The sequence below is a fragment of the Achromobacter sp. DH1f genome (assembly GCF_000633435.1).
Classification (GTDB): Bacteria; Pseudomonadota; Gammaproteobacteria; order Burkholderiales; family Burkholderiaceae_B; genus Achromobacter; species Achromobacter deleyi.
On the sequence record NZ_AYMF01000010.1, the window covers coordinates 385,017 to 408,980 of the forward strand.

Sequence of the window (23,964 nt, forward strand, 5' to 3'; positions counted from 1 at the left end):
TCTGTAATGCCCTTGATGCTCAAACTTCTGCTGGCCGTCCAAGTGATTTCGGCGCTGGCTATCATCGTGCTGGTCCTGCTGCAGCAGGGCAAAGGCGCCGACATGGGGTCCGCTTTCGGTAGCGGCTCGTCGGGCAGCCTGTTCGGCGCCACTGGCGCGGCCAACTTCCTGTCGCGCGCCACCAAGTGGGCCGCCGTGGTCTTCTTCGCGTCCACCGCTGGCCTGGCCTATGTCAGCCACAAGGGCACGGGTGCCACCGCGGTCGACAGCGGTGTGATGCAAAGCTTCCCGGCCGACCGTTCGGTGCCGCAAGTGCCGGGCGCCGCACCCGCCACGCCGGGTGCGTCGTCCGTGCCGGGTGGCGCTTCGGTGCCGGGTGCTTCGTCGGTCCCGGGCGCCGCTTCGGCGCCGGCTCCGGCCGCCAAGCCCGACGCGTCGGTGCCGTCGGCCCCCGCGGCCGGCGACAAGCCCGCCGAAACGCCTGCGAAGTAAGTCTTTCGTAGGGGAAAAAAGCCGGCGCAAGCCGGCTTTTTTCATGGGCGCGGCAAACCTGGGCGGCCGCGCCGCCTGCGATAATGCGCCAGGCGCGGCGGCTGGCCACTTTCCCGGTCAGCCTGCCGTGCCAGGAATATCCGGATCGGCCCCATGGAAAAGCGTTTGATGCCATCGATGATGGCGCTGCAATGTTTCGAGGCGGTAGCGCGGCACATGAGCGTCACGCGCGCCGCCGAAGAACTGCACATGACCCAGAGCGCGATCAGCAAGCAGATCGCGCAACTTGAAGCGCTGCTGCGCAACCCGCTGTTCCTGCGGGTGCGCCGGCGCCTGCAATTGACGCCGGCGGGGGCGTTGTACCAGTCCGAGGTCAGGGCCATCCTGAACCAGGTCGACATGTCCTCGCGCTACATCCTGACCTACGGCAGCGAAACTCAGGTGCTGACCATCGGCACCCAGCCGACCTTCGGTTCGCGCTGGCTGATCCCGCGGTTGCAGCGCTTCATGACCGCGCATCCGGACATCCAGGTGAAGGTGCGCAGCGAGACCCGGCCGTTCGACCTGATGCAGGCCAAGATCGATATTTCGTTCTTTTTCGGCCACGGCACCCTGCCTGGCGCCCAGTGCCGCGAGCTGTTCGGGGCCGAAGTCGTGCCCGTCTGTGCGCCCGGTTTTTTGCCCGGCAACCAGGCGGCCAGCCTGGATGCGCTGAGCCAGCAGGTGCTGATCCAGTGCGCCTCGCGCCCGGAAGCCTGGCACGACTATTTCTCGCACCAGCAGTTCCAGTCGGACCGCAGCTACCACGGCCCGCGCTTTGACACGTTCTACATGTGCGTGCGCGCCGCCGAAGGCGGCTGCGGCATCGCCCTGACGCCCAGGCTGCTCGCCGAAGAAGAGCTGCAGGCCGGCAAGCTGGTGATTCCCTGGGGCTATGTGCAGCCCAGCGACGGCGCCTATTTCGTGGCGTATTCCGAGCATTCGGCCGAAGTGCCAAAGATCAAGCAATTCGTCGCCTGGGTCGAAGGCGAGGCCGAGCAAAAGCGCGCGGCCGACGCCCGGCGAGCGCGATCCATGAAAAAACGGACTGATTAAGCCGATTTTTTTCATTTGATTGCCCCCGCCGGGCATGATTTCATGCGGGCCATCTTGTTTATCGATGTGCCGAGTCCGCCATGAGTCAGAATTTCGTCAATCCGGATCAGATCCGCGCCTGGTTCTCCCGCGCCATGTCCGACATGTACAAGTCGGAAGTGCCCCTGTACGACACCCTGCTGGACCTGGTGGCCGACGTCAACGCCAAGACCCTGGCCGAACAGCCGGACCTGGCCGCGCAACTGGCACGCACTGGCGAGATCGAGCGCCTGGACATCGAACGCCATGGCGCCATCCGCGTGGGGACGGCGGAAGAACTGTCCAACATGCGCCGCGTGTTTGCCGTGATGGGCATGCAGCCGGTGGGTTACTACGACCTGTCGCCGGCCGGCGTGCCGGTGCATTCCACGGCGTTTCGGGCGACCCACGAAGCCGCGCTGCAGACCAGCCCGTTCCGCGTCTTCACGTCGCTGCTGCGCCTGGAACTGATTGACGACGCAGCCCTGCGCGAAAAGGCCGCCCGCATCCTGGCCGCGCGCCAGATCTTCACGGTCCGCGCGCTGGAACTGGCCGGCCAGTTCGAAACGCAGGGCGGCCTGAACGACGCCGACGCCCGCGAATTCGTGGCCGAGGCCCTGCATACGTTCCGCTGGCACAGCGAGGCCACCGTCAGCCTGGACGACTACCGCGAACTGCATGGCCTGCATCGCCTGATCGCCGACGTGGTGGCTTTCAAGGGCCCGCACATCAATCACCTGACTCCGCGCACGCTGGATATCGACGAGGCCCAGGCCGAGATGCCGCGCCGCGGCGTGTCGGCCAAGGCCGTCATCGAAGGCCCGCCGCCGCGCAAGTGCCCGATCCTGCTGCGCCAGACCAGCTTCAAGGCGCTGGAGGAATCGGTCTGGTTTGCCGGCGCCGACGGCAAGGCGGCCGTGGGCAGCCACACCGCCCGTTTCGGCGAGATCGAGCAGCGCGGCGTGGCCCTGACCCGCAAGGGCCGGGCCCTGTACGACCAATTGCTGGACCTGGCGCGCAGCCGCATCAGCGGCGCGCCCAACGACAGCAATGCCGATGCCTACATGCAGAACCTGCAGGACTGTTTTGCGACGTTCCCGGACGACTACGCGCAACTGCATGACCAGGGCCTGGCGTACTTCCGCTATTTCCTGACCGGCAAGAAAGGCGCGGCGCCGGACAGCGACCTGCGCACGCTGATCGACCAGGGCTACATCCGTTTCGAACCGCTGGTGTACGAAGACTTCCTGCCGGTCAGCGCCGCGGGCATCTTCCAGTCGAACCTGGGTGACAAGGCCCAAGCCGAATACGCGCAGAACGCCAGCCAGACGGCGTTCGAACAGGCGCTGGGCGCCGCGGTGCAGGACGAACTGGCGCTGTACCAGGACACCCAGGACCGCTCGCTGGCCGCTTGCCTGCAAGCGCTGGGCGCGCACGCCGGTACGCCGGTGGCCGCATGAGCCGATTGGATCGCTGCCTGTCGGTGCGGGACTTCGAACGCGAAGCGCGGCGCATCATGCCGCGCTGCGTCGAAGGCTACGTCTGCGGCGGCACGGAAGACAGCGCGTCGCTGCAAGAGAGCGTGCGCGCCCCGAGCGACATCGGCTTTCGCCCGCGTGGCCTGCGCGTGGTGGACCAGCGCAGCAGCCAGGTGAGTCTGTTCGGCGAGCGCTACGCCATGCCCGTGGGGTTTGCGCCCACCGGGTTTTCGGCCATCGTCATGCATGAATGCGACCTGGCGCTGGCCCGCGCCGCCCAGGACGCGCAGATTCCCTTCATCATCAGCGGCGCGTCCAGCGTGCCGCTGGAACGGCTGCAGGAGGCTACGGGCAAGCGTTGCTGGTACCAGGCCTATCTGCCGGGCAACATCGACCGCATCGGCAAACTGCTGGACCGCCTGCGCCGCGCCGAGATTCCCGTGCTGGTGGTCACCATCGACACCTGCGTGGGCGCCAACCGCGAGAACCTGCAGAAGCTGGCCTTCACCGTGCCCTTCAAGCTCAGCGCGAGCGTGGTGCTGGACGGCATGCGGCATCCGCGCTGGAGCCTGAACGTCTTCATGCGCACGCTGCTGGGCAGCGGCGTGCCGCGGTTCTCGAATCTGTATGAAGACATCGGCCCGCCCATTACCCAGGACCCGCCCAACGGTTTTCGCGGCGAACGCGACAAGCTGTCGTGGGACCATATCCGCTGGATCCGCCAGAACTGGCCAGGCAAGCTGATCCTGAAAGGCGTGATGCACGCCGATGACGCCCGCCTGGCGCACGAGGTCGGCGCCGACGCGGTGATCGTTTCCAACCACGGCGGACGCCAGCTGGACGGCTGCATTTCGCCCTTGCAGGCGCTGCCCGATGTCGTCGCGGCCGTGCCGGCAGGTTTTCCGGTCATGGTGGACGGCGGTTTTCGTCGCGGCAGCGACGTGCTCAAGGCCGTGGCGCTGGGGGCTACGCTGGTCTTTACCGGCCGGCCCCAGCTGTTCGGCGCGGCGGTTGGCGGCCATGCCGGAATCCGCAAGGTGACCGAGATATTCCGCAGCGAAATCTCGACCAACATGGCGCTGCTTGGCTGCCGCACGCTGGCGGACGTCACATCCGACCTGATTGCGCCGATGCGCGTGGCCTGCCCGGCCTAAGCGGTTCCTCGCCAGACGAGGCGTTGAGCGTAAGGCGCAGCGCCTCGTTGACGGGGCAGGGTGGTTCCGAAAAAACAAAAAACAGGCGCGCCGCTGCGTGCGCGCCGATCCCTTTTCATCGACAGGAGGAGACATGAAAAAAATCTATACCAAGCTGGCCGGCGTTGCCGCCGTGCTCGCGTGCGCCATGACCGGGCAGGTACATGCCCAGGCAGGCAATTACCCGTCCAAGCCCGTCCGGCTGGTCGTTGGCTACGCCCCGGGCGGCACCACCGACATCAGCGCCCGCATGATCGCGGACGTGCTGGGCAAGGAATTCGGCCAGACCTTCGTGGTGGAGAACAAGCCGGGCGCCAACAGCAACATCGGCGCCGAAACCGTCGCCCGTGCGCCGGCCGATGGCTACACCCTGTTCGTCGGGTCGATTTCCACGGCGATCAACCAGTCGCTGTATTCGAAAATGTCGTACGACGCGCTCAAGGACCTGGACGCCGTTGCACTCTTGAACGTGGTGCCCAACATCCTGGCCGTGAACGCCAACGTGCCGGTCAAGTCGGTGCAGGAATACATCGCCTACGCCAAGAAGAACCCCGGCAAGCTGACCTGCGCGTCGCCCGGCAACGGCTCGTCCGCGCACCTGGGCTGCGAGCTGTTCAAGATGAAGGCCGGCATCGACATCCTGCACGTGCCTTATCGCGGCAGCGGCCCGGCGGTGGCCGACCTGCTGGGCGGGCAGGTCGATTCGATCTTCGACAACCTGCCGCCGCTGTTGCCGCACGTGCGCGCCGGCAAGCTGACCGGCCTGGCCGTCACCACCGCCAGCCGCGTGCCGTTCGCGCCGGAAATCCCCACCATCGCCGAATCCGGCGTGCCGGGCTTTGACGTGGCCGCCTGGTTCGGCCTGTTCGCGCCCGCCGGCACCCCGCCGGAAATCGTGCAGAAGGTGAACGCCGCCATCAACAAGGCGCTGACGTCGGATGCCGCCCTGGCCGCCAACTACCAGACCAACGGCTTCCTGATGCCCCCGCCGCCCAACACGCCGCAAGCGTTCAAGGCCTTCATGGAAAGCGAAACGAAGAAGTGGGGCGAAGTCGTCAAGGCGACGAACCTGCAGATCAATTGATCCTGGGCGTACCGGGCTGGATCAGGCCCGGTTGCCAAGATTGCCGATTTGCGTGTTAGAATGTTCGACTTTCCAGGAAAGCACGTCTTTTCTGGTCAGATTTGCCGACGTGGTGAAATTGGTAGACACGCTATCTTGAGGGGGTAGTGGCGAAAGCTGTGCGAGTTCGAGTCTCGCCGTCGGCACCAAGAATTCCTCGTGCAGGTCGCAGCCTTGAAGGCTGCAGCCGAGCAGGTCGCAAATAAAGCCCGCTGAAACGCAAGTTTCAGCGGGCTTTTTGCTTTCGTAGTCAGGCGGCCCGCTGCGAAAGGGGTTATTTCCAGCGATTGGATAGCGTGAATCAGGCCTACACTGCCGCGTTTGTCGGAATTGGGGCGTCAGGACAATAAGAATGAGGATGCACATCAAGTGGTTCAGCGCCGCGCTGTTGGCGCTTGCGTGGCCGTTGCTGACGCAAGCCGCGACGCCCGCCATCACGCCGCGGCAACAGCAATTCCTGGATGCGCAAAAGCGTCCGCCGTCCGTCTATGAAGCCTGGCGCGAGCGCTATATCGTTCTGATTCAGGCAGAGCCCCAACTGAGGCGCGCGGTGGTGTTTTCGGGCTGCGCCAAGCCTGGCGCAGAGCGGCTGCTGGACCCGACCTATCGCGCTTACGTCGAGACGGTCGGCGGCGCCTATTACCGTTATCTTCAGCGTCCAGGTCCGGCCAATGCAATGGTCAATACGGGGGCTTTATGGGCGATCGACCAGATGTCAGAGGCTGAATACCGGGGCTCGTTACGTTGGATGACGAGCGCCGAGACCGCACCGCTGCGCAATGCCCGCGATGTGCTTGGAATGTTGCAGCAATACTTCACGGAATCCGTGGATCCGGTCGAGGGTCAGCAAAATGTGGCGGTGCTGATGGCGATGAAGAAAACCCTCGTTCAAGAGGGGCAACTGGATTCCGTCGTCAAGGCGATCGCGCAAGTCGATGCGGCCAAGGCCGCGCTCTTCGAATCATTGGAAACCGATATTCCTTTGACCCCCGACCAGCTTTCACAGTGGTACGACGTGGCCTATTGGCTGGATCGGTCGGCCAATCCCGTGTTTCAGTCCTATTTTTCCGCTGTGCCCCAAGCGTGGTTTCACGCCATGGCCCAAGAGGTATTCAATCAGAAATTGAGCCAGGCGAACCATGCGTTGAAGGCGTATCAGCGCAGGGGCCGGGTGGAAGAATCTGAATTGTCCACGTTGACCGAGGAAGAATTGGCTGGGCGCAAGATCGCCTACTATTTTGGCGACCTCGCGTCCGATGACGTTGCCAACGTGTCGGTCGACGCGCACAACGATATGTGGGCGCAGGCCCAGGCCTATATCGCCAAACATCGGGCCGAGATGTGCTCGCGGTAACGGTGTTGCCAGGGGCGTTGAAAAGGTTGGGGTAATGATGGATCGCTGCGTGGTCGCGGCGAGGCCTTCCTACCGCAGGTTGTGGCCAAACGCCACGGCCGCTATCACGAAGGTCGCGGCACCGACTGCGGCCCATCCGTTCCAGCGCTTGGCCGCCAAGGCATCGCGCCGGCTCAAGGCCACCATCACGGTCACCAGCGTCCACAGGCCGCTGAACGCCAGCAGAGACAGCGTGTAGACAAAGCCGGACAAGTCGTAGCCGCCACCGCCGATTGACGGGTAGCCGGTGTTTTTGGGCCACAGCAAATAGACCAGGGTGCCGGCGACGACGGCAAACAAGGCCAGTCCTATCTGAAACGTGCGGTCTTTGAGCATGGATCGGATCCCTGGGGGCGCAAAAGCGCAGTCTGACACCATTTCACGGTTGCTGCCGTCGGGGTGGGGGATACCACCGTGGCAACGCTTGATCACAGGGCGTGGCCAGGTTTTGTGCGTTTGCCGGCGGTGTGATGCCTGAGTGGTGCACTGACGCGCAATCGAAGCGTCATCCGGCCATTCGCTCTAAAACTGGAACAGTTTGTTCCGGGAAAAAGTGCGCTTTGCGGGTGGTCGGCGTCTTCTGCGGCCAGTAGAATTTGTTCACTCGCAACCCCTCTATCTACTAGTCGAAAGGCATATCCTCATGAGCAACGCATATATCGACGCACTGAAGAAGCGCCGCACGCAGTATTCGCTGGGCCGCAGCCTGACCGCCTCGAAAGAGGAACTGACGACCTTGATCCAGGACGCGATCAAGCACAGCCCGTCTTCGTTCAACTCGCAAAGCTCGCGCGCGGTGATCCTGTTCGGCGCCGAAAGCGAAAAGCTCTGGAACCTGGCCATTGAAGAAGTGCGCAAGGTGGCGCCGGCCGAAGGCTTTGACAAGACCGAAGCCAAGCTCAAGAGCTTTGCCGCGGGTGTGGGCACCGTGCTGTTCTTCGAAGACCAGGACGTGGTGCGCGGCCTGCAAGAGAAGTTTGCGCTGTACGCCGACAACTTCCCGGTGTGGTCGGAACAAGCGGGCGGCATGGCCCAGCTGTCGGCCTGGACCGCCCTGGCCAATGCCGGTGTCGGCGCCAGCCTGCAGCACTACAACCCGCTGATCGACGCCGCCGTGGCGCGCGAGTGGAATGTGCCGGCCTACTGGAAGCTGCGCGCGCAGATGCCGTTCGGTTCGAACGAAAATGGCTTCGGCGAAAAGGCCTTCATGGACGACGCCGAGCGCTTCCGCGTGTTTGGCTGATCCCGCTGCTTGCCGGGCGCTAGCCGCTCGGCAACAACGCTGAAACCCGCATGGCCCGGCTCGGGCCCTGCGGGTTTTTTGCTTTCGTTGTCTGTCAGGCCAGCGGCAGAGAAACCGCTTGTCCGGCGCCTTTGACTTCCTTCAGCACGAACGAGGTGTAGACCTCTTTCACGCCCGGCAGCGCGCCCAGCACGTAGCGCGTCAGGTCGCCGAAGGTGTCCAGGTCGCGGGCGATCACGGTCAGTTGGTGGTCGTAGCGGCCCGAGACGCAGTGGCAGGTCAGCACTTCGGGAATGGTGCGGATGGCGTCCTCGAATGCCCGGACGTGCTCGGCGCCTTTCTTGTCCAGCGAAATCCAGACGAAGGCGGTTACGCCAAATCCCAGCTTCTTGACGTCGACATCGGCCCGGTAGCCGCGGATGACGCCATCGTCTTCCAGCCGTTTCACCCGCCGCCAGCAGGGCGACGGCGTGAGGGAAACGCGCTCGGCCAATTCGGCGCTGGACAGGCGCCCATCGGCCTGCAAAGCAGCCAGGATCTGCATGTCTGTCGGGTCGAAATTCTTGCTTTGCATGATTTATCCAAGAAATCTGTATAGACGGCTATTTCATTCTAAATTTTTACACAGGCCGGCCAAAAATTACGAAATTTCTTCGCCGGATCGCGGATATCTTTGTCGAACTTGAACGGGGTTTGCAACCCCTGAAAAAAGATCGATCAAGAGGAGCCGCTGTGAACCATCCCAACCCCATTCGCCTAGCCCTGCTGGCGCTCACGCCCACTGAAGGGTGCTGGCTGACCCTGGCCAGCCCGGCCGTCGCCGAAGCCATCGCCCACTGCGGTTTTGATTGGCTGGTGGTCGATATGGAGCACGCGCCCAATGACGTCGACAGCACCACGGCGCAGTTGCGAGCGGTGGACGCCGCCCGGGCGCAGGGCGCGACGACGCATGCCGCCGTGCGGGTGACGGCCAACGATCCGGTGCTGGTCAAGCGCGCCATGGATTGCGGCGCGCAGACCATCGTGTTTCCCAACGTGGACACCGTGGACGACGCGCGCCGTGCGATTGCGTCGATGCGCTTTCCGTCCAATGGCAACGGCGGCCTGCGAGGCGTGGCCGGGCTGGTGCGGGCGGGGCGTTATGGGCAGGACCCGGGTTACGTGGCCCAGGCCAACGGGCAGGCCTGCGCGATTCTGCAGATCGAGTCGGCAGAGGCGGTACGCAATATCGACGCCATTGCCGCGCTGCCGGGCGCAGATTGCCTGTTCATCGGCACTGCCGACCTGGCGGCCAGCCTGGGGTACCTGGGCGACATGACGCACGCCGCCGTGGTCGACGCCGTGGATGCCGTGATGCAGGCGGCACGAACCCATGGCAAGGCCGTCGGCATTTTCGCCAACAGCGCCGAGGAAGCGGCTCGCTACCGCCAGCGCGGGGTGCAGTTCATTGCGCTGCATTCCGACGTGGCCTGGCTGGCGCGCGGTGCCCGGCAAGCCCGGGCGCAATTCGCGGCAGCGTGCGCCTGAGCGGCCGCTGACGACTCATCTTCCTGGCAGAGTCCATGATGAACACAGATACGCTTTCCCCCGATCACTTCCTGGGTGCCCGCAACGCCGTTCGCAGCCTGCGGTCTTCGCAGATCCGCGAGGTCGCCAATGCCGGGCTGGGCAAGCCCGACGTACTGCCCTTCTGGTTCGGCGAACCGGACGAGCAGACGCCGCAGGCCTTCCGCGATGCCGCCATCGCGCACATTGCCTCCGGCCAGACCTTCTACGTGCAGACCCTGGGCACGCCGGCCTTGCGCGAAAGCCTGGCGGCCTACGTCAGCCGGCTGCACGGCCGCCGCGAGGTCGACAACATCGCGGTGACCAGCTCGGGCACGTCGGCGCTGATGACGGCCGTGCAGGCGCTGGTGGGCCATGGCGACCACGTCGTGGCGGTGACGCCGCTGTGGCCCAATCTGGTGGAAATGCCGAAGGTGCTGGGCGCCCGCGTCACCACGGTGGCGCTGGAGTTTGCCGAATCCGGCTGGCGCCTGGACCTGGACGCGCTGCTGCGCGCCCTGACGCCCGACGTGCGCGCACTGCTGGTGAATTCGCCGAACAATCCCACCGGCTGGGTGCTGTCCGCCGACGAGCAGCGCACAGTGCTGGCGCACTGCCGCAAGCACGGCATCTGGATCATCGCCGACGACGTCTACGAGCGCTATTACTACGACGGCGCGGCGGCGCCCACGTTCCTGGACATCGCCGAACCCGATGACCGGGTCGTCAGCTGCAATTCCTTTTCCAAGGCCTGGCTGATGACGGGATGGCGCATCGGCTGGCTGACGGTGCCGCGCGCGCTCTTGTCCGAGATCGGCAAGCTGATCGAATACAGCAACACCTGCACCCCCGGCTTCGTGCAGACCGCCGCGCAGTGCGCGCTGGAGCAGGGCGAGCCGGTCATCGCGCGGACCGTGGCGCGCCTGCGCACCGCGCGCGACCACCTGGCCTCGCGCCTGCAAGCCGTGCCCGGCATCACGCTGGCGGGCAGCGCGCCCGGCGCCATGTACACGTTCTTCCGGGTCGATGGCGTGACGGACAGCCTGGCCTTCTGCAAAGACCTGGTGGTGCGCGGTGGCCTGGGGCTGGCGCCCGGCGTGGCTTTCGGGCCGGAAGGCGAGGGCTATCTGCGGTGGTGCTATGCCAGCGAGCACGCGCGCCTGGACGAAGGCGTGGCGCGGCTGTCGCGCTATCTGGCCCAGCATCGTGGCCAAGCGGACTGATGAATCCTTGACCGGCCTGCCTGCAGGCGTATCGTGCCGGCTTTTCATTGCGGGATATGACCCATGACGCCTCCTGATTTTCCCCTGTCGCTACCCTGGATCGACCGGCTGGTGCGGTTCGACACCACCAGCCGGCTGTCCAACCTGGGGTTGGTTGAAACCGTCCGAGACCACCTGGCGACGGCGGGGCACAGCCCCCGCCTGTTCCACAACGCGGAGCAGACCAAGGCCAATCTTTTCGTCACGCTGCCGGCCCACGATGGCGCCACGCAAGGCGGCATCGTGCTGTCCGGGCATACGGACGTGGTGCCCGTTGACGGGCAGGACTGGAGCAGCGACCCGTTCGTCCCCGAGGTGCGTGACGGCCGGCTGTATGGCCGCGGCGTGTGCGACATGAAGGGCTTCATCGGCGTGGCGCTGGCCATGCTGCCCACTTTCGCATCGCGGCGCCTGCGGGTGCCGCTGCACCTGGCCTTCAGCTACGACGAGGAAGTGGGCTGCCTGGGCGCCGACGCCATGTTGCACGAGCTGGCCCGCATCGGCATCCGGCCGGACAGCTGCATCGTGGGCGAACCCACCGACATGCGGGTGATCTCGGCGCACAAGAGCAGCAACCTGTACCGCTGCACCGTGCACGGCCACGCCGCGCATTCGTCCTTGACGCCGCATGGCGTGAACGCCATCGAATACGCGGCCCGGGCCATCTGCCACATCCGCGACATGGCGGACGGCCATCGCCAGAACGGTCCGTTCGACCGTGATTTCGAGGTGCCGTTCACCACCGCCAACACCGGCTTGATCCGCGGCGGCCTGTCGGTCAACACCATTCCGGACCGCTGCCAGTTCGAATTCGAATTCCGCACCATCCCGGGCGTGCTGACCTCGGATGTCATCGGCGGGCTGCGCCGCTACATCACCGGCGAATTGCGCGAACGCATCAAGGCCGAAAACCCGGTGGCGGACATCGAACTGGAAGTCCTGGCCGAAGTGCCTGGTTTCGATACCGAGGCCCAGGCAGAAATCGCCAGGCTGGTGCAGGCGCTGTCCGGCTCGCGGACGACGGAGAAGGTGGCCTATTGCACCGAAGCCGGCCTGTTTCAGCGGGCCGGCATGACCGCCGTGGTGTGCGGCCCGGGCAACCTGCAACAGGCGCACCGCGCCGACGAATACGTGGAACTGGATCAGATCCGCGCCTGCGAGCGTTTCATGGAAAAGCTTGCGGATCACCTGCAAATGGCCGATTGAACAAGGCCAAGGCATCGTCAACTTGATAAACCAAAGGGAAAGAGCAATGAGTATTTCGCAAAGCGCGCCGCTGGGCGCGGCCAGTGCAGTTCCGTTACCCACCACGGATTCCCATCGCCGCAAGCAGGCGCGACGCGCGGTGATCGCCGCGTCCATCGGCAATGCGCTGGAATGGTTCGACATGATCGCGTACGGTACGTTCGCGCTGGTCATCGCCAAGCTGTATTTTCCGTCGGCCAGCGAAAGCTCGTCGCTGCTGATGGCGCTGGCGACCTTCGGCGTGTCGTTCCTGATGCGGCCGCTGGGGGCCATCGTGCTGGGCACCTATGCCGACCGCGCAGGGCGCAAGGCGGCGTTGACCGCGTCGATCTTCCTGATGATGATCGGCACGCTCTTGATCGTGCTGGTGCCGACCCACGCACAGATCGGCGTGGCGGCCTCGGTGATCATCCTGGTCGCACGGCTGATCCAGGGCTTTTCCGCGGGCGGCGAATTCGGCAGCGCCACGGCGTTCCTCATTGAATATGCGCCAGACCGGCGCGCCTACTACGCCAGCTGGCAGGTCGCCAGCCAAGGCGCGGCCATCCTGCTGGCCGCCTTGTTCGGGGCGGCGCTGCACGCCGGCCTGACGCAAGAGCAGCTGGAAAGCTGGGGCTGGCGCGTGCCGTTCATCTTCGGCCTCTTGATCGCGCCGGTGGGGTATTACATCCGGCGGCACATGGACGAAACCCCCGAATTCAGCGCGGCCGAGGCCTCGGAATCGCCGCTGGGCGATATGTTCGCCGGCCAGAAGCTGCGCCTGGCCGTCACGGTGGGCTTCGTGGCGCTGGGCTCGGTGGGCAACTACCTGGCCCTGTACATGCCGACCTACTCGATCCGCCAACTGGGCCTGCCGGCCACCATCGGCTTTCTGGCGACGCTGGTGACCGGCGTGATCATGACCGTGGGGTCACCCTTTGTCGGCGCCTGGGCCGACCGCATCGGGCCTGCCCGCATCATGACGGCGACCGCCGCACTGACCGCCGTGCTGTGCTATCCCCTGTTCTACGTGCTGGTGTCGCATCCGACGGTGCCGGTGCTGATGGGCGTGCAGGTGGTGCTGGGCCTGCTGGCCACGGCGTACTTTGCGCCCATGCCCGCCCTGATGTCCGCGATCTTCCCGGTGCAGGTTCGCACGACAGGGCTGTCGCTGGGCTACAACATCGCGGTCACGATATTCGGCGGCTTTGCGCCGTTCATCCTGACCTGGCTGATCGACAGCACGGGGTCGCGCCTGTCGCCCAGCTATTACCTGATGGCCGTGGCGGTGATGGCGCTGGTGTCGCTGTCGATGGCGCGGGGGCGGTTCAGCCAGCGATAGCGGGACGCGGGCGGCGGTCACATCTGGCTTGCGGTGCGGGTGGCCAGGCGCAATGCGGGATCAAGAAGGCATAATCCTTCTTTTTTCCCGCGCCAAGAAAGGTTCTTCCGTATGACCGAAGCCGTACCCATCAGCCAAGCCGACTACGACCTGCCGTTGGAGACGCTGGAATCCCATTTATTGGCCCAGCGCCAGCGTGCCGTGGACGTCATCAAGGACGCCACGCGCACCTGGACCTGGGTGCGCCACGGGTCCTTCCTGGCATCCATCGTGATCGTCGCCATCGAAAAGCTGACGACCGGCAAGGTCGGCGCCCACACCGCGGTATTCGCCAGCGTGATGCTGCTGATGGCGCTGAGCTTCATTGCAGCGGCCAAGACGCGCCGCATCATCAAGGGCATGGGCAATGGGCAACCCACGCCCAAGTGGGTGCTCAAGCGCATGATCCGCAAGACCATTTTCAAGGGCGCCGATAAGCTGCGGGGCACGGCGCGGTTCTATGCCGACCGCTTCGTGCTGGAACAGAATGGCAGCCGCTTCGAATCCGATTATGAAAACGACAAGATCGAACTGATCGCGCTGACGCCGGATTATCTGCAGATCATCCCCGTGCAGCGCCAGGACGTGGCCGACGAGGTGTATTTCATTCCGCTGGCCTCGGTGGACAAGCCCGAGGAATTGCTGCAGTTCCTGGGGGGTAAGCCCAATTATGTGGATGCGGCGTGACCTCGAGCTTGGCTCAGGAATGATTCGCGCCAATCACTCGTACGCCTCTTTCGCCGTCGACCACTTGAACGTCCGCTTCCATTTGCCGCCTTGCTGGCGCAGCTGGATGTCGAAGTAGCCGTTGGTCTTGCCGGGCAGCATCACCAGTGAGTTGCTGGCGTCGGACACGTCGTGTTCGCGGGTGCCGTCGGGGTTCCAGTCGCCTGCGATGGACTTGCTGAACGACATGGGTTGGGCGAAGACGGCACGCAGGGTCGTGCCGTCGATGCGGAACAGGTACAGGGCTTCGAAGTCGGCGCCGCCGCCGGAATAGCCTTCGTTCCAGCCGGCGCGCAGGCCGAAGGCCACGGTGTCTGCGGCGATCCTGTAGGGCGCCAGGTCAAAACGTTTCCAGCTTTGCGGCGGCGACAGTCGCGGGGTGCCGGCGTCGGCCATGTCCAGGTCGATGGGCAGGTCGATGTCGGTGTCGCGCCAGTCGGTCTGCGTGGTGACGGGGCCGTCAGTGCGCGCGATCAGCTTGGGCGCGCCGCCCGCGACCGATTCGAACACGCCGAGCCAGACCTCGTTCTTGTCTTCATCGCGAGACAGATTGTCGCAACCGCCGCCGCCGAATTTCTTGAGCCGGTCGGCGCGTTCGGCCGTGGCGGCCAGGCAGACCAGGGCGACGAACGAGCCGGACCGCTGCGGCCAGGCCTTGGCGCCGGCCACCAGCAGCCGCTTGGGATTCTGGTTGGGCGCCAACTGCTGCAACAGGAACGCTTCGGTGAACCCCGCCGGCAGTTGCGCGCCCAGGCCGTCGGGCTGGGGCGCGCCGCTCATCTGGGCGTCGTACAGTTTGCGTGCGTCCTGGGTCTTGATGGCGCCGGGCACCTGGTCCAGGGATTGCACCCGGGTGTCCGCCAGCGCCATGGGCGCGTGCAGGGCGTAGATCAACGGGCAGAGCAGCAAGGCGGAACGCGGGCGCATCGATGAAACCAGGCGGTGGTTGAGTTGCCTGATTATCGCTGAACGGCGGCGGCTGGCCAGCGGCAGATTCGCTCAGCAAACTGTCAGAAAAGCCGCGCCGATGCTTGCGATTTCCGCCTCGTGCCCACGCATGGTCAGTCCGTTTTCCAGCCCCACTTCTTGAAGATGGCGCGGCCCTCGGCCGAAGCGAGGAAGTCCAAGAAGGCCTGGGCCTGCGGATTGGCCTTGCCGTGGCGGGTGACGACGGCGCCGGCATCGCGGTAGATGCGATAGGGTTCTTCTACCGGCACCACGTCGGCCAACGTGGGGTTCGAGACCTGCCAAATGTTCCAGATCAGCCAGGCGTCGATGCTCTTGTCGTCGGTCCATTGGTTGCGGGCCTGGGCGCTGTTGCCGGCCTCGGGCAGGACCAGGTTGGCGCGGAAGGCGCGCACGGTATCGATATCGCCCAGGCGGCCCGCCACGTCTTCCCACAGGCCGGTCTGGCCCGCGCCGGAAACCGCCATGACCTTGATGCCGGGCTTGAGCAGGTCTTTGAAGCCCTGGATGCCCTTGGGGTTGCCCGGACGCACCAGGATCGCCGACGGCCGCAGGTACAGCGTGCGTGCGTCGCGCAGGTCGAACACGCCGGGCAGGGCGGTGGCGAAGCCGCTCATCATGTTCTCGGCGCCGCTGAACAGCACGTCGGCGTTCTGCCTGGCCTGTTCGGCCCAGGCCGGGGTGGGGCCCGCAGTGACGTTTACCTGGATGCCATGCTGTTTGCCGAAGGCCTGGGCGGCTTCTTTCATGGCAGGGGCGGGGCCGCCGGGACCGTAGACATTCAGGTCTTGCGCGGCCCAGGCAGGGGGGGCGGCCAGGGATGCCAGCGCCATGACGGCGCTGGCCAGCAGCTTGTTCGACTTCATATCGGGAAGGCTCCGGCGATGCCGGCCTGCGCCCGGACTGCGCGCGGCCGGCGGGTGGGGGAATGGACAGGGCGCCGGTGCGGCGCGGGGTCCTTCAGCGGTATGGACGTTGCCGCACGCCCGAATATTCCATGCGTGATGCGTGCTGCTTTCGCAGATTGATTCCAAGTGCGACATGATCTCTTGCAAAAGCCTGGGTTCTGCCCCTAAAAAAATCGGACACAAGCCCGGCCAGCCTGGTATTTCGGTCTATATTTCCGGGGCTGAACCAAACCAAGAGATAGCGATGGATAAGCGACAAGACCTGGAACCCCCGGCCGTCCAGGAAGGCGCGGCGCATGCCGTGTCGCAGCCTGGTCCGGAACCGCTTGCCCGCGACGCGATCGCCGTCGATATCGAGGCTGATCCTACCCTGGGCTATGCCTCGATCCAGAACGCCGTGCCGATCGTGCGGTCCTTGCGTTTGACCAACCGTTCGCAGGACACCTTCGAAAATCTTGAGGTGCATGTCCGCTGCAATCCGGCCTTTGCGCAGCCCGTGCGGCTGCGCTTTGACGTGCTGGTGCCCGGCGAAATCCGTCGTATCTCGCCGCTCGACCTGACGCCGGACCATGCCTACCTGGCCGATCTGCAGGAATCGCAGCGCGCCAGCATCGACGTGGTGGTGCAGGCCGGTGGGCAGGAAAGCGGCTTGCAATCGACCCGCACGCAGGAGTTGGGCCGCGCTTCGCAGCCCGTTGCCGTGCTGGCCTATGACCAATGGGCCGGCATGCGCGCCCTGCCGGAATTGCTGGCCGCGTTCTCGATGCCGAACAATCCCGCCGTGGACGTGCTGATCGGCAAGGCCGCGCGGCTGCTGCGCAGCCAGCACGCCGAGCTGACCCTGAACGGCTACCAGTCCAAGAGCCGCGACGTGGTCTGGAAGCAGGTGTCGGCCATCTACAGCACGCTGGCCGCTGAAAGCCTGCATTACGCCGAGCCGCCGGCATCATTCGGCGTGGACGGCCAGAAGATCCGTACCCCGGACCGCATCCTGGAAGGTCGCGTGGCGACCTGCCTGGACCTGGCGATGCTGTTCTCTTCCTGCCTGGAGCAGGCGGGCCTGCGTCCGGTGATCCTGATGAAGGAAGGGCACGCCTGGGTCGGCGTATGGCTGCACCCGGCCTGCTTCGCGGACCCCTTGACCGACGACGTGCAGGCGGTGCGCAAGCGCGTGGACAGCGGTGAATTCCTGGTCTTCGAGACGACCGGTATCGCCCAGCACCCGAATTTCCGGCCGTCGCTGCGGCGGGCGTTGGAACAGGGCGCGGCGCATCTGCGCGAAGAGGACACCTTCCGCTACGCCATCGACGTGCACCGTGCGCGCGAACTGCAGATCAAGCCGCTGCCGTCGCGGGGCGTTGGCGCCGTGCCGGGCGAGGCCGAGGCCGCCGAGCCGCCCGCCGCCATCGAACCCACACCTGACCTACCGCCGCTGGACCCCGAATTCGTCATCAATCTCGAGCCGGCCGACGACACGCCCGAAGGGCGCCTGGCCAAGTGGAAGTCGCGCCTGCTGGACCTGACGTTGCGCAACCGGCTCTTGAATTTCAAGAACACCAAGTCCACGCTGCCGCTGGTGGCGCCGGACCTGGCGCGCCTGGAAGACGCGATTGCCGACGGCAGCGAGTTCCGCATCCGGCCGCTGCCGACGGCGCTGATGGAAGGCAGCGACCCGCGCGTGGCGCAGGTGCACGTGGATCGCGGCGGCCGTGCGCCGCTGGACGACATGGCGCTGGAAGCGCTGGGCAACCAGGAATTGATCGCGCGGGTGCCGCAAGAGGCGCTGGACGCCAACCTGCTGACCATTTTCGGCGCGGCGCGCACGGGCCTGGAAGAGGGCGGCGCCAACACGCTGTACCTGGCCATGGGCATGCTGCGCTGGACCGAAGACCCGGCCGCGGAAAGCGCGCACCTGGCGCCGCTGATCCTGGTGCCGGTGTCGCTGCAGCGTCAATCCGTGCGCAGCGGCTTCCGGCTGGTGCGCCACGATGACGAGACGATCATCAACCCCACGTTGCTGCAGATGCTGCGCAACAATTACGAATTGCGCATTCCCGGCCTGGATACACTGCCGGCCGACGACAAGGGCGTGGACGTGGCCCGCGTGCTGCAGGCGTTTCGCCTGGCGGTGCGCGAGATTGCCGGGTGGGAGGTGCTGGAGCAAGTGCACCTGGGCATCTTCTCGTTCACCAAGTACCTGATGTGGAAGGACCTGCAGGACCGCAGCGCGCAGCTCAAGGCCAATCGCGTGGTGCAGCACCTGATCGACCATCCCGGCCAGGCCTTCGCGCAGACGCCGTGGGACGCGCGTTTCGACCGGCTGGACGAAAGCTACCGTCCGCAGGACCTGATGACGCCGCTGCTGTCGGATTCGTCGCAGCTGAAAGCGATCTGCGCGGTCGATGCCGGCCGCGACCTGGTGCTGGAAGGCCCGCCGGGCACCGGCAAGAGCCAGACCATCACCAACCTGATCGCGCACCTGCTCGCCAGCGGCAAGACCGTGCTGTTCGTCTCGGAAAAGATGGCGGCGCTGGAAGTGGTGCACCGCCGCCTGGCCGCCATCGGCCTGGGGCCGTTCTGCCTGGAACTGCATTCGTCCAAGGCGCGTAAATCCGAAGTGCTGCAGCAATTGGGCAAGGCGCTGGAGCACGGCGGCCAGCGCACCAGCGAAGATTGGCAGCGCGAGGCCGAGCGCCTGGCGGTGCTGCGCCAGGATCTGAACGGCCTGGTGGATGCGCTGCATTTCCTGCATCCCAACGGCTTGACGGTCTACGACGCCATCGGCACCAGCATCCAGCATGCCGGGCAGGAGCCATCGCCCATGTACTGGCCCGACGCCCAGGCTCATGGCTACGACGACCTGGCGCAGCTGCGCGAGGCCGCGCGGCGCATGGCGACCTTGTCCGGCGAGCTGGGCGCGTTGCACGGCCACCCCCTGGCCCACATCGGCATGGCCGACTGGAGCCCCAGCTGGCAAGACGCGCTGCTGGCGTCGGCCCAGGCGCTGGACGAGGCGGTGGACGCCTTCAAGTCCTGCATCGGCGCCGCGGGCGATGGCCTGGGCCTGCCGGCCGCAGGTCTGAGCCTGGACACCTATGCCCGGCTGGACGGCTTGATCGACGTACTGCTGGCCGCGCCGCAGGTGCCGGCAGGCCTGGCTGCCCAGGCGCATGACCCCGCCGCGCGGCAGCGGGTGCAGGCCTTGGCTCGCCATGGATTGGCGCGCAATGCGCACTGGGCACAGGTGGGCACGACATGGCATGCATCGTTGGCGGACGTGGACGCCAAGACGCTGAAGGCCGAATGGCAGGCCGCGTGCGCCACCTGGTGGCCCAAGTCGGCGTTTGCCAAGCGCGGCATCCGCAAGCGCCTGGCCTTGCTGCGCACTGACGGCCAACGCCCGGACGACAGCGCCATCCACGCCGTGCTGGCGCCGTTGGCGCTGGTCAATGCCGAAGACCAGGCGCTGGCCGCCTTGCAGGCCGACGCGCAGCGCCTGCTGCAGGACGACTACGCCGGCCTGGCCACGGATTGGGAGCAGGTGGCGCGGCATGAGCAATGGGCCGAGCGATTTGCCGAAGCGGTCACGCTGATGGCGGGCGATCCGGCGGCAGCGACCGACCTGCGAACGCGGTTGCAACCGTTGGTGGGCGAGAATCACGCCTTTCTGCAACCCGGCGCCGCGCTGGGCAAGCGCCTGCTTGACGCCCGCAATGCTTGGCGGGTGCTGCAGGACCGGCTGGCCGAGGTCCAGGCACAGGCCCAACCGGTTGAGCCGCTGCAAGGCGACGGCGAAGACAGCGGCGCGCTGGAACGCATCCAGGCCGTGCTGGCCGGTTGGCGCCACCACAAGCAGACCCTGATGCCCTGGTGCGTGTGGCGTCAGGCTCGCGGGCAAGCGATCGCTCTGCAATTGCAGGGCCTGGTGGCCTCGCTGGAACAGGGGCGCGTGCCGTTGGCCCAGGTCGAAGCCCATTTCGAATTCAGCTATCGCAATTGGTGGGTCAAGAAGACCATCGACCGTTCGCCGGTGCTGCGGTCTTTTTCCAGCGCCGACCACGAACGCAAGATCCGCGAATTCCGCCAGGCCGATGACCGCTTCCAGCAACTGACGTCGGCCTATATCGGCGCGCGGCTCGCGGGCAAAGTGCCGGCCGGCAATGGCATCCTGGTCAGCCCCGACAGCGAACTGGGCCTGCTGCGTCGCGAGTTGCAGAAGAAAACCCGCCACGTGCCGGTGCGCCAATTGATGCAGCGCCTGCCGTCGCTGCTGCCCAAGCTGAAACCCTGCCTGCTCATGTCGCCGCTGTCGGTGGCGCAGTATCTGGATGCCGGCCATTCGCAGTTCGACGTGGTGGTATTCGACGAGGCCTCGCAGATTCCCGTCTGGGATTCGGTGGGCGCCATTGCCCGCGGCCAGCAACTGGTGGTGGTGGGCGATACCAAGCAGTTGCCGCCCACCAGCTTCTTCAGCAAGTCCACCAACGAGGAAGAAGGCGCTGTCGACGACGGCCAGGTGGAAGACCTGGAAAGCATCCTGGACGAATGCCTGGGCGCCGACATGAACCGCCTGCGGCTGCAATGGCACTATCGCAGCAAGCACGAAAGCCTGATCACCTTCAGCAACGTCACCTACTACGACTCGCAACTGATCACATTTCCGTCGCCTGTCACCGATGACGTGGCCGTGCGGCTGGAACGCGTGTCCGGGGTCTACGACCGCGGCGGCAGCCGCACCAACCGGGCCGAGGCCGAAGCCATCGTCCGGGGCATCGAACAGCATTACCTGGACAAGGCGCGCCGCCGCCAGACGCTGGGGGTGGTCACCTTCAACCAGCCGCAGCAATCATTGATCGAAACGTTGCTGGATGCCCGCCGCCGCGCCAACGCGGAATTGGACAAGGCCATCTCGGCGCAGTCGCGCGAACCGCTCTTCATCAAGAACCTGGAGAACGTGCAGGGCGACGAGCGTGACGTGATCTATTTCTCGATCACGTACGGTCCCGATGCATCCGGCAAGATGACGATGAATTTCGGACCGCTCAACGGCGAAGGCGGCCATCGCCGCCTGAACGTCGCGATCTCGCGGGCCCGCGAAGGCGTGGTGATCTACAGCACGCTGCTGCCCGAGCAGATCGACCTGTCGCGCGTGCGCGCGGCCGGCGTGCGCGATTTGAAGCACTACCTGGAATTCGCGTTGAAGGGTCCGCGCGCGCTGGTCGAGCAATCGCTGCCCACCGGCCGCGAGCCCGACAGCCCGTTCGAGACGCAGGTCATCAAGGTGCTGCGCGAACGCGGCTGGGTGGTGCATCCGCAGGTTGGCTGCTCCGGCTATCGCATCGACATGGGCGTGGTCGATCCGCGCGCACCCGGCCGCTACTTGCTGGGTATCGAATGCGATGGCCGCGCCTACCATTCCGGAGCGACCGCACGCGACCGTGACCGCCTGCGGCAGGTGGTGCTGGAAGGGCTGGGGTGGCGCTTGCACCGGGTCTGGTCCACGGATTGGTGGATCAACCCCGAGCGCGAAGTGGAAAAGCTGCTGGCGCGCCTGGCGGCGGAACTGGAACGGGGCGAGGACGAGCCGGCCGAAGAAGACGTGCCGGCGGAAGACGACACGGCTGCCGATGGCGGGGAATTCGTGATCACGACCGAAGAGGGCGTGGCGGGATGGTCGGGGGCGGCAACGTCCACGACGCCGTCCAGCGCGGCGGCCGGGGCGGCACCGTTGATCGATCGCATGGGTGATATCACGCCTTACCAGGTGGCCGATGTGCCGACCGGCGAAGGCGACGCGTTCTACACCCGGGCCAACAATGCCAGGCTGGCCGAGGCGCTGCGCCAGGTCATCGATACCGAAGGCCCTATCCCTGAAACCGTGCTGCATCGGCGAGTGGCCCGCGCCTGGGGCCTGGAACGCACGGGCGTGCGCATTGTGGAGCGCCTGCGCACCCTGACGCCGGCCGACGTCGCCGAAACCCGCGAAGGCGAGGTGACCTATTACTGGCCCACCGGCGTGCAGCCGGATGCCTGGACGGGCTTTCGCGGCGCGGGCGACGACGAGGCCACGCGTCGCCTCATCGATGACGTGTGCCTGCAGGAATTGGCCAATGGCGTGTTGCGGGTGATGGCCATGACCGGCAATGCCCCCAAGGCGGACGTCATCAAGTCGGTGTGCCGGCTGCTGGGGCTGTCGAGGACCCTGGCGGATGCGGAAACCCGCATCGGCCTGGCCGTGTCGATGTTGGCCGCGCAAGGGCGCATCGGCGATGCGGCGGGGATCCTGCGAGTGGTTTGATGCCGCAATCCTTTGCACAATCGGGCGGATCGTTGCGACGCAGTCGTACGGAAATCCGACGTGTGCGTGTCAGACTGTAATTGCGAATCCGGGGCTGCCAATGTGTTGGCAGCCCTCGTCACATCCGGGATTTGCGCAGGGCGAGGGGGCCACCTGACCATCGGTTTCTGTCAGCCGCCATTCAGTTTTCCTGCAAAATTTTGATACTTGCCAAGGCTGGGTTCGGCTTTTTCGTCCATACTGCGGACGTAGAATCCCGCTTTTCTTCAGTGCCATCTGGCTGAAAGGAACGACCCATGAAAAAAATAATCCTCCTGGCGTCTGCTTGCGCCGCGCTGCTTCAGGCCTGCGCACCGGTTTCCAACCCTGGCCAAGGATCGTCCAATATGCCCACCACCGCCGCTACCTCGTCCGCGACCTCGTTGAGCCTGCCGGCGTACTACTGGCGCCTGGCGGCCGCGACCGACGCATCGGGCACGCCCATCGCCGCGCTGCAAAAGGGCATCGAACAGCCGCTGCGCCTGTCGTTCTCGGCCGATGCCATGAACATCCGCGGGGGCTGCAACGGCCAGTTCGGCGGCTACACCTATAAAGCCGGCGTGCTGCACGTGGCCAACCTGGCGTCCACCATGAAGGCCTGCGAGCAAAGCCTGATGCAGCTGGACGCCGAAATCGGCCGTCGCTTGAAGGGCGACCTGCGCGCCACGCTGGCCGGCGATGCATCGGAACCCAGCCTGACGCTGGTGGCCCAGGACGGCAGCGTGCTCAAATTCGTGGGCGAACCCACCCCGGAAACCCTGTACGGCAGCGCCGGCGAAACCCTCTTCCTGGAAGTGGCCGCCAAGCGCACCCAATGCAGCCATCCGATGATTCCGAACTACCAGTGCCTGATGGTGCGCGAACGCCGCTATAACGACGCGGGCGTGCAATTGCCGCCGCAGGAAGAATGGCACCCGCTGTACCAGTCGGTCGAAGGCTACGACCACCGCGACGGCGTGCGCACCGTGCTGCGCGTCAAGCGCTACGACTGGAAGAACCCGCCCGCCGATGCGCCGTCGAAGGTGTATGTGCTGGACATGGTGGTCGAGCAGGACGCGTCGGGTAGGAAGAAGTAAGCATCACGATGACAGGTCCGCGGCGCGCCGCGGCATGACCAGGGGCAGCCTCGCCGGGCTGCCCCTTTTCATTGGATGCGCCGGCCCGTTGTACGGGGTGGGACGCAAAGGGCGAAGCGTCAGTTGGCCGCAGCGTTGTTGGCCGCGCGGCGTTCGGGGCTGTGCCCGATCAGGCTCAGATACATCGCGTGGCGCTGGCGGTACTCCCTGCTGTGAATGTCAGGCGTCTGCTCCTGGCGCCACAGTTCGGCCAGCCCCGACTTGCGCCAGGCATCCTGATCGGCGGTGATATCGGCGCGGGTCAGGCTGCTGGGTTTGGGCGGCGGAACCTGGGTTTCTTCCAAAGCGTAGGCGTTGCTGCCGAGAACGCTGAGTGCGAGGGCGGCGCAGGCAGGAAAGAGTTTGATGCGCATGAGGGATATCTCCTGTTCAGTTTGGGCTTGCCCGGCGGAAATTGCCGAAAGCGAAAGCTGTGATGCCATTCTGAACAACCGTGGCTTACCC

Annotated in this window: 19 protein-coding genes and 1 tRNA gene; 15 read left to right on the forward strand and 5 right to left on the reverse strand. The window is 65.6% G+C overall.

Annotation, left to right across the window (positions count from 1 at the left end):
• The first annotated feature begins 6 nt into the window (after positions 1-6).
• The 7 genes from secG to U858_RS0109640 all read left to right on the forward strand — a co-directional run bounded on the left by secG (position 7) and on the right by U858_RS0109640 (position 6,753).
• Positions 7-492 (forward strand): preprotein translocase subunit SecG, encoded by a 486-nt coding sequence (gene secG, locus U858_RS0109610; protein WP_025136945.1) that lies wholly within the window; start codon positions 7-9, stop codon positions 490-492.
• Positions 493-645: 153 nt separating this feature from the next.
• Entirely contained in the window at positions 646-1,587 is a 942-nt protein-coding gene (locus U858_RS0109615; protein ID WP_025136946.1) for a LysR substrate-binding domain-containing protein, read from the forward strand.
• Positions 1,588-1,667: 80 nt separating this feature from the next.
• Complete coding sequence (locus tag U858_RS0109620) at positions 1,668-3,065, forward strand: VOC family protein (protein WP_025136947.1); 1,398 nt, start codon at positions 1,668-1,670, stop codon at positions 3,063-3,065.
• Entirely contained in the window at positions 3,062-4,237 is a 1,176-nt protein-coding gene (locus U858_RS0109625) for an alpha-hydroxy acid oxidase (RefSeq protein ID WP_025136948.1), read from the forward strand. The genes U858_RS0109620 and U858_RS0109625 overlap by 4 nt, the downstream gene beginning before the upstream one ends.
• A 133-nt stretch (positions 4,238-4,370) precedes the next feature.
• Positions 4,371-5,360, forward strand: a complete 990-nt coding sequence (locus U858_RS0109630) for a tripartite tricarboxylate transporter substrate binding protein (RefSeq protein ID WP_025136949.1) — start codon at positions 4,371-4,373, stop codon at positions 5,358-5,360.
• Positions 5,361-5,463: 103 nt separating this feature from the next.
• Positions 5,464-5,548: transfer RNA gene (locus U858_RS0109635), tRNA-Leu, on the forward strand.
• 203 nt (positions 5,549-5,751) lie between these two features.
• A complete protein-coding gene (locus U858_RS0109640; RefSeq protein WP_157838792.1) occupies positions 5,752-6,753 on the forward strand; it encodes a hypothetical protein in 1,002 nt (333 codons plus the stop codon).
• Positions 6,754-6,822: 69 nt separating this feature from the next.
• Here U858_RS0109640 and U858_RS0109645 read toward each other — a convergent pair whose 3' ends face one another.
• Positions 6,823-7,128, reverse strand: a complete 306-nt coding sequence (locus U858_RS0109645) for a hypothetical protein (protein WP_025136951.1) — start codon at positions 7,126-7,128, stop codon at positions 6,823-6,825.
• Between the two features lie 307 nt (positions 7,129-7,435).
• Between U858_RS0109645 and U858_RS0109650 the strand changes: the two genes are divergently transcribed.
• Positions 7,436-8,035, forward strand: a complete 600-nt coding sequence (locus U858_RS0109650; RefSeq protein WP_025136952.1) for a nitroreductase family protein — start codon at positions 7,436-7,438, stop codon at positions 8,033-8,035.
• 94 nt (positions 8,036-8,129) lie between these two features.
• On the opposite strand, the gene U858_RS0109655 is transcribed toward U858_RS0109650, so the two are convergent.
• Positions 8,130-8,609, reverse strand: coding sequence for an Lrp/AsnC family transcriptional regulator (locus U858_RS0109655; RefSeq protein WP_025136953.1), 480 nt, complete (start codon positions 8,607-8,609; stop codon positions 8,130-8,132).
• Positions 8,610-8,767: 158 nt separating this feature from the next.
• Here U858_RS0109655 and U858_RS0109660 point away from each other — a divergent pair, with 158 nt between their 5' ends.
• The 5 genes from U858_RS0109660 to U858_RS0109680 all read left to right on the forward strand — a co-directional run bounded on the left by U858_RS0109660 (position 8,768) and on the right by U858_RS0109680 (position 14,134).
• Positions 8,768-9,562 (forward strand): HpcH/HpaI aldolase/citrate lyase family protein, encoded by a 795-nt coding sequence (locus U858_RS0109660; RefSeq protein ID WP_025136954.1) that lies wholly within the window; start codon positions 8,768-8,770, stop codon positions 9,560-9,562.
• Between the two features lie 35 nt (positions 9,563-9,597).
• A complete protein-coding gene (locus U858_RS0109665) occupies positions 9,598-10,803 on the forward strand; it encodes a pyridoxal phosphate-dependent aminotransferase (RefSeq protein ID WP_369797650.1) in 1,206 nt (401 codons plus the stop codon).
• A gap of 63 nt (positions 10,804-10,866) precedes the next feature.
• Positions 10,867-12,048 (forward strand): acetylornithine deacetylase, encoded by a 1,182-nt coding sequence (gene argE / locus U858_RS0109670; protein WP_025136956.1) that lies wholly within the window; start codon positions 10,867-10,869, stop codon positions 12,046-12,048.
• A 46-nt stretch (positions 12,049-12,094) separates the two neighbouring features.
• A complete protein-coding gene (locus U858_RS0109675) occupies positions 12,095-13,408 on the forward strand; it encodes an MFS transporter (protein ID WP_025136957.1) in 1,314 nt (437 codons plus the stop codon).
• Positions 13,409-13,519: 111 nt separating this feature from the next.
• Positions 13,520-14,134: a hypothetical protein gene (locus tag U858_RS0109680; RefSeq protein WP_025136958.1), complete on the forward strand. Its 615-nt coding sequence runs from the start codon at positions 13,520-13,522 to the stop codon at positions 14,132-14,134.
• Positions 14,135-14,167: 33 nt separating this feature from the next.
• Here U858_RS0109680 and U858_RS0109685 read toward each other — a convergent pair whose 3' ends face one another.
• Positions 14,168-15,100, reverse strand: coding sequence for a hypothetical protein (locus tag U858_RS0109685; protein ID WP_025136959.1), 933 nt, complete (start codon positions 15,098-15,100; stop codon positions 14,168-14,170).
• 134 nt (positions 15,101-15,234) lie between these two features.
• On the reverse strand, positions 15,235-16,005 hold the full coding sequence (locus U858_RS0109690) for an extracellular solute-binding protein (protein ID WP_025136960.1): 771 nt from the start codon (positions 16,003-16,005) through the stop codon (positions 15,235-15,237).
• Positions 16,006-16,291: 286 nt separating this feature from the next.
• On the opposite strand from U858_RS0109690, the gene U858_RS0109695 reads away from it, so the two are divergent.
• Positions 16,292-22,345, forward strand: a complete 6,054-nt coding sequence (locus U858_RS0109695) for a DUF3320 domain-containing protein (protein WP_025136961.1) — start codon at positions 16,292-16,294, stop codon at positions 22,343-22,345.
• Between the two features lie 386 nt (positions 22,346-22,731).
• A complete protein-coding gene (locus U858_RS0109700; RefSeq protein ID WP_025136962.1) occupies positions 22,732-23,460 on the forward strand; it encodes an META and DUF4377 domain-containing protein in 729 nt (242 codons plus the stop codon).
• Positions 23,461-23,579: 119 nt separating this feature from the next.
• On the opposite strand, the gene U858_RS0109705 is transcribed toward U858_RS0109700, so the two are convergent.
• Positions 23,580-23,873: a hypothetical protein gene (locus tag U858_RS0109705; protein WP_025136963.1), complete on the reverse strand. Its 294-nt coding sequence runs from the start codon at positions 23,871-23,873 to the stop codon at positions 23,580-23,582.
• Positions 23,874-23,964 lie beyond the last annotated feature (91 nt).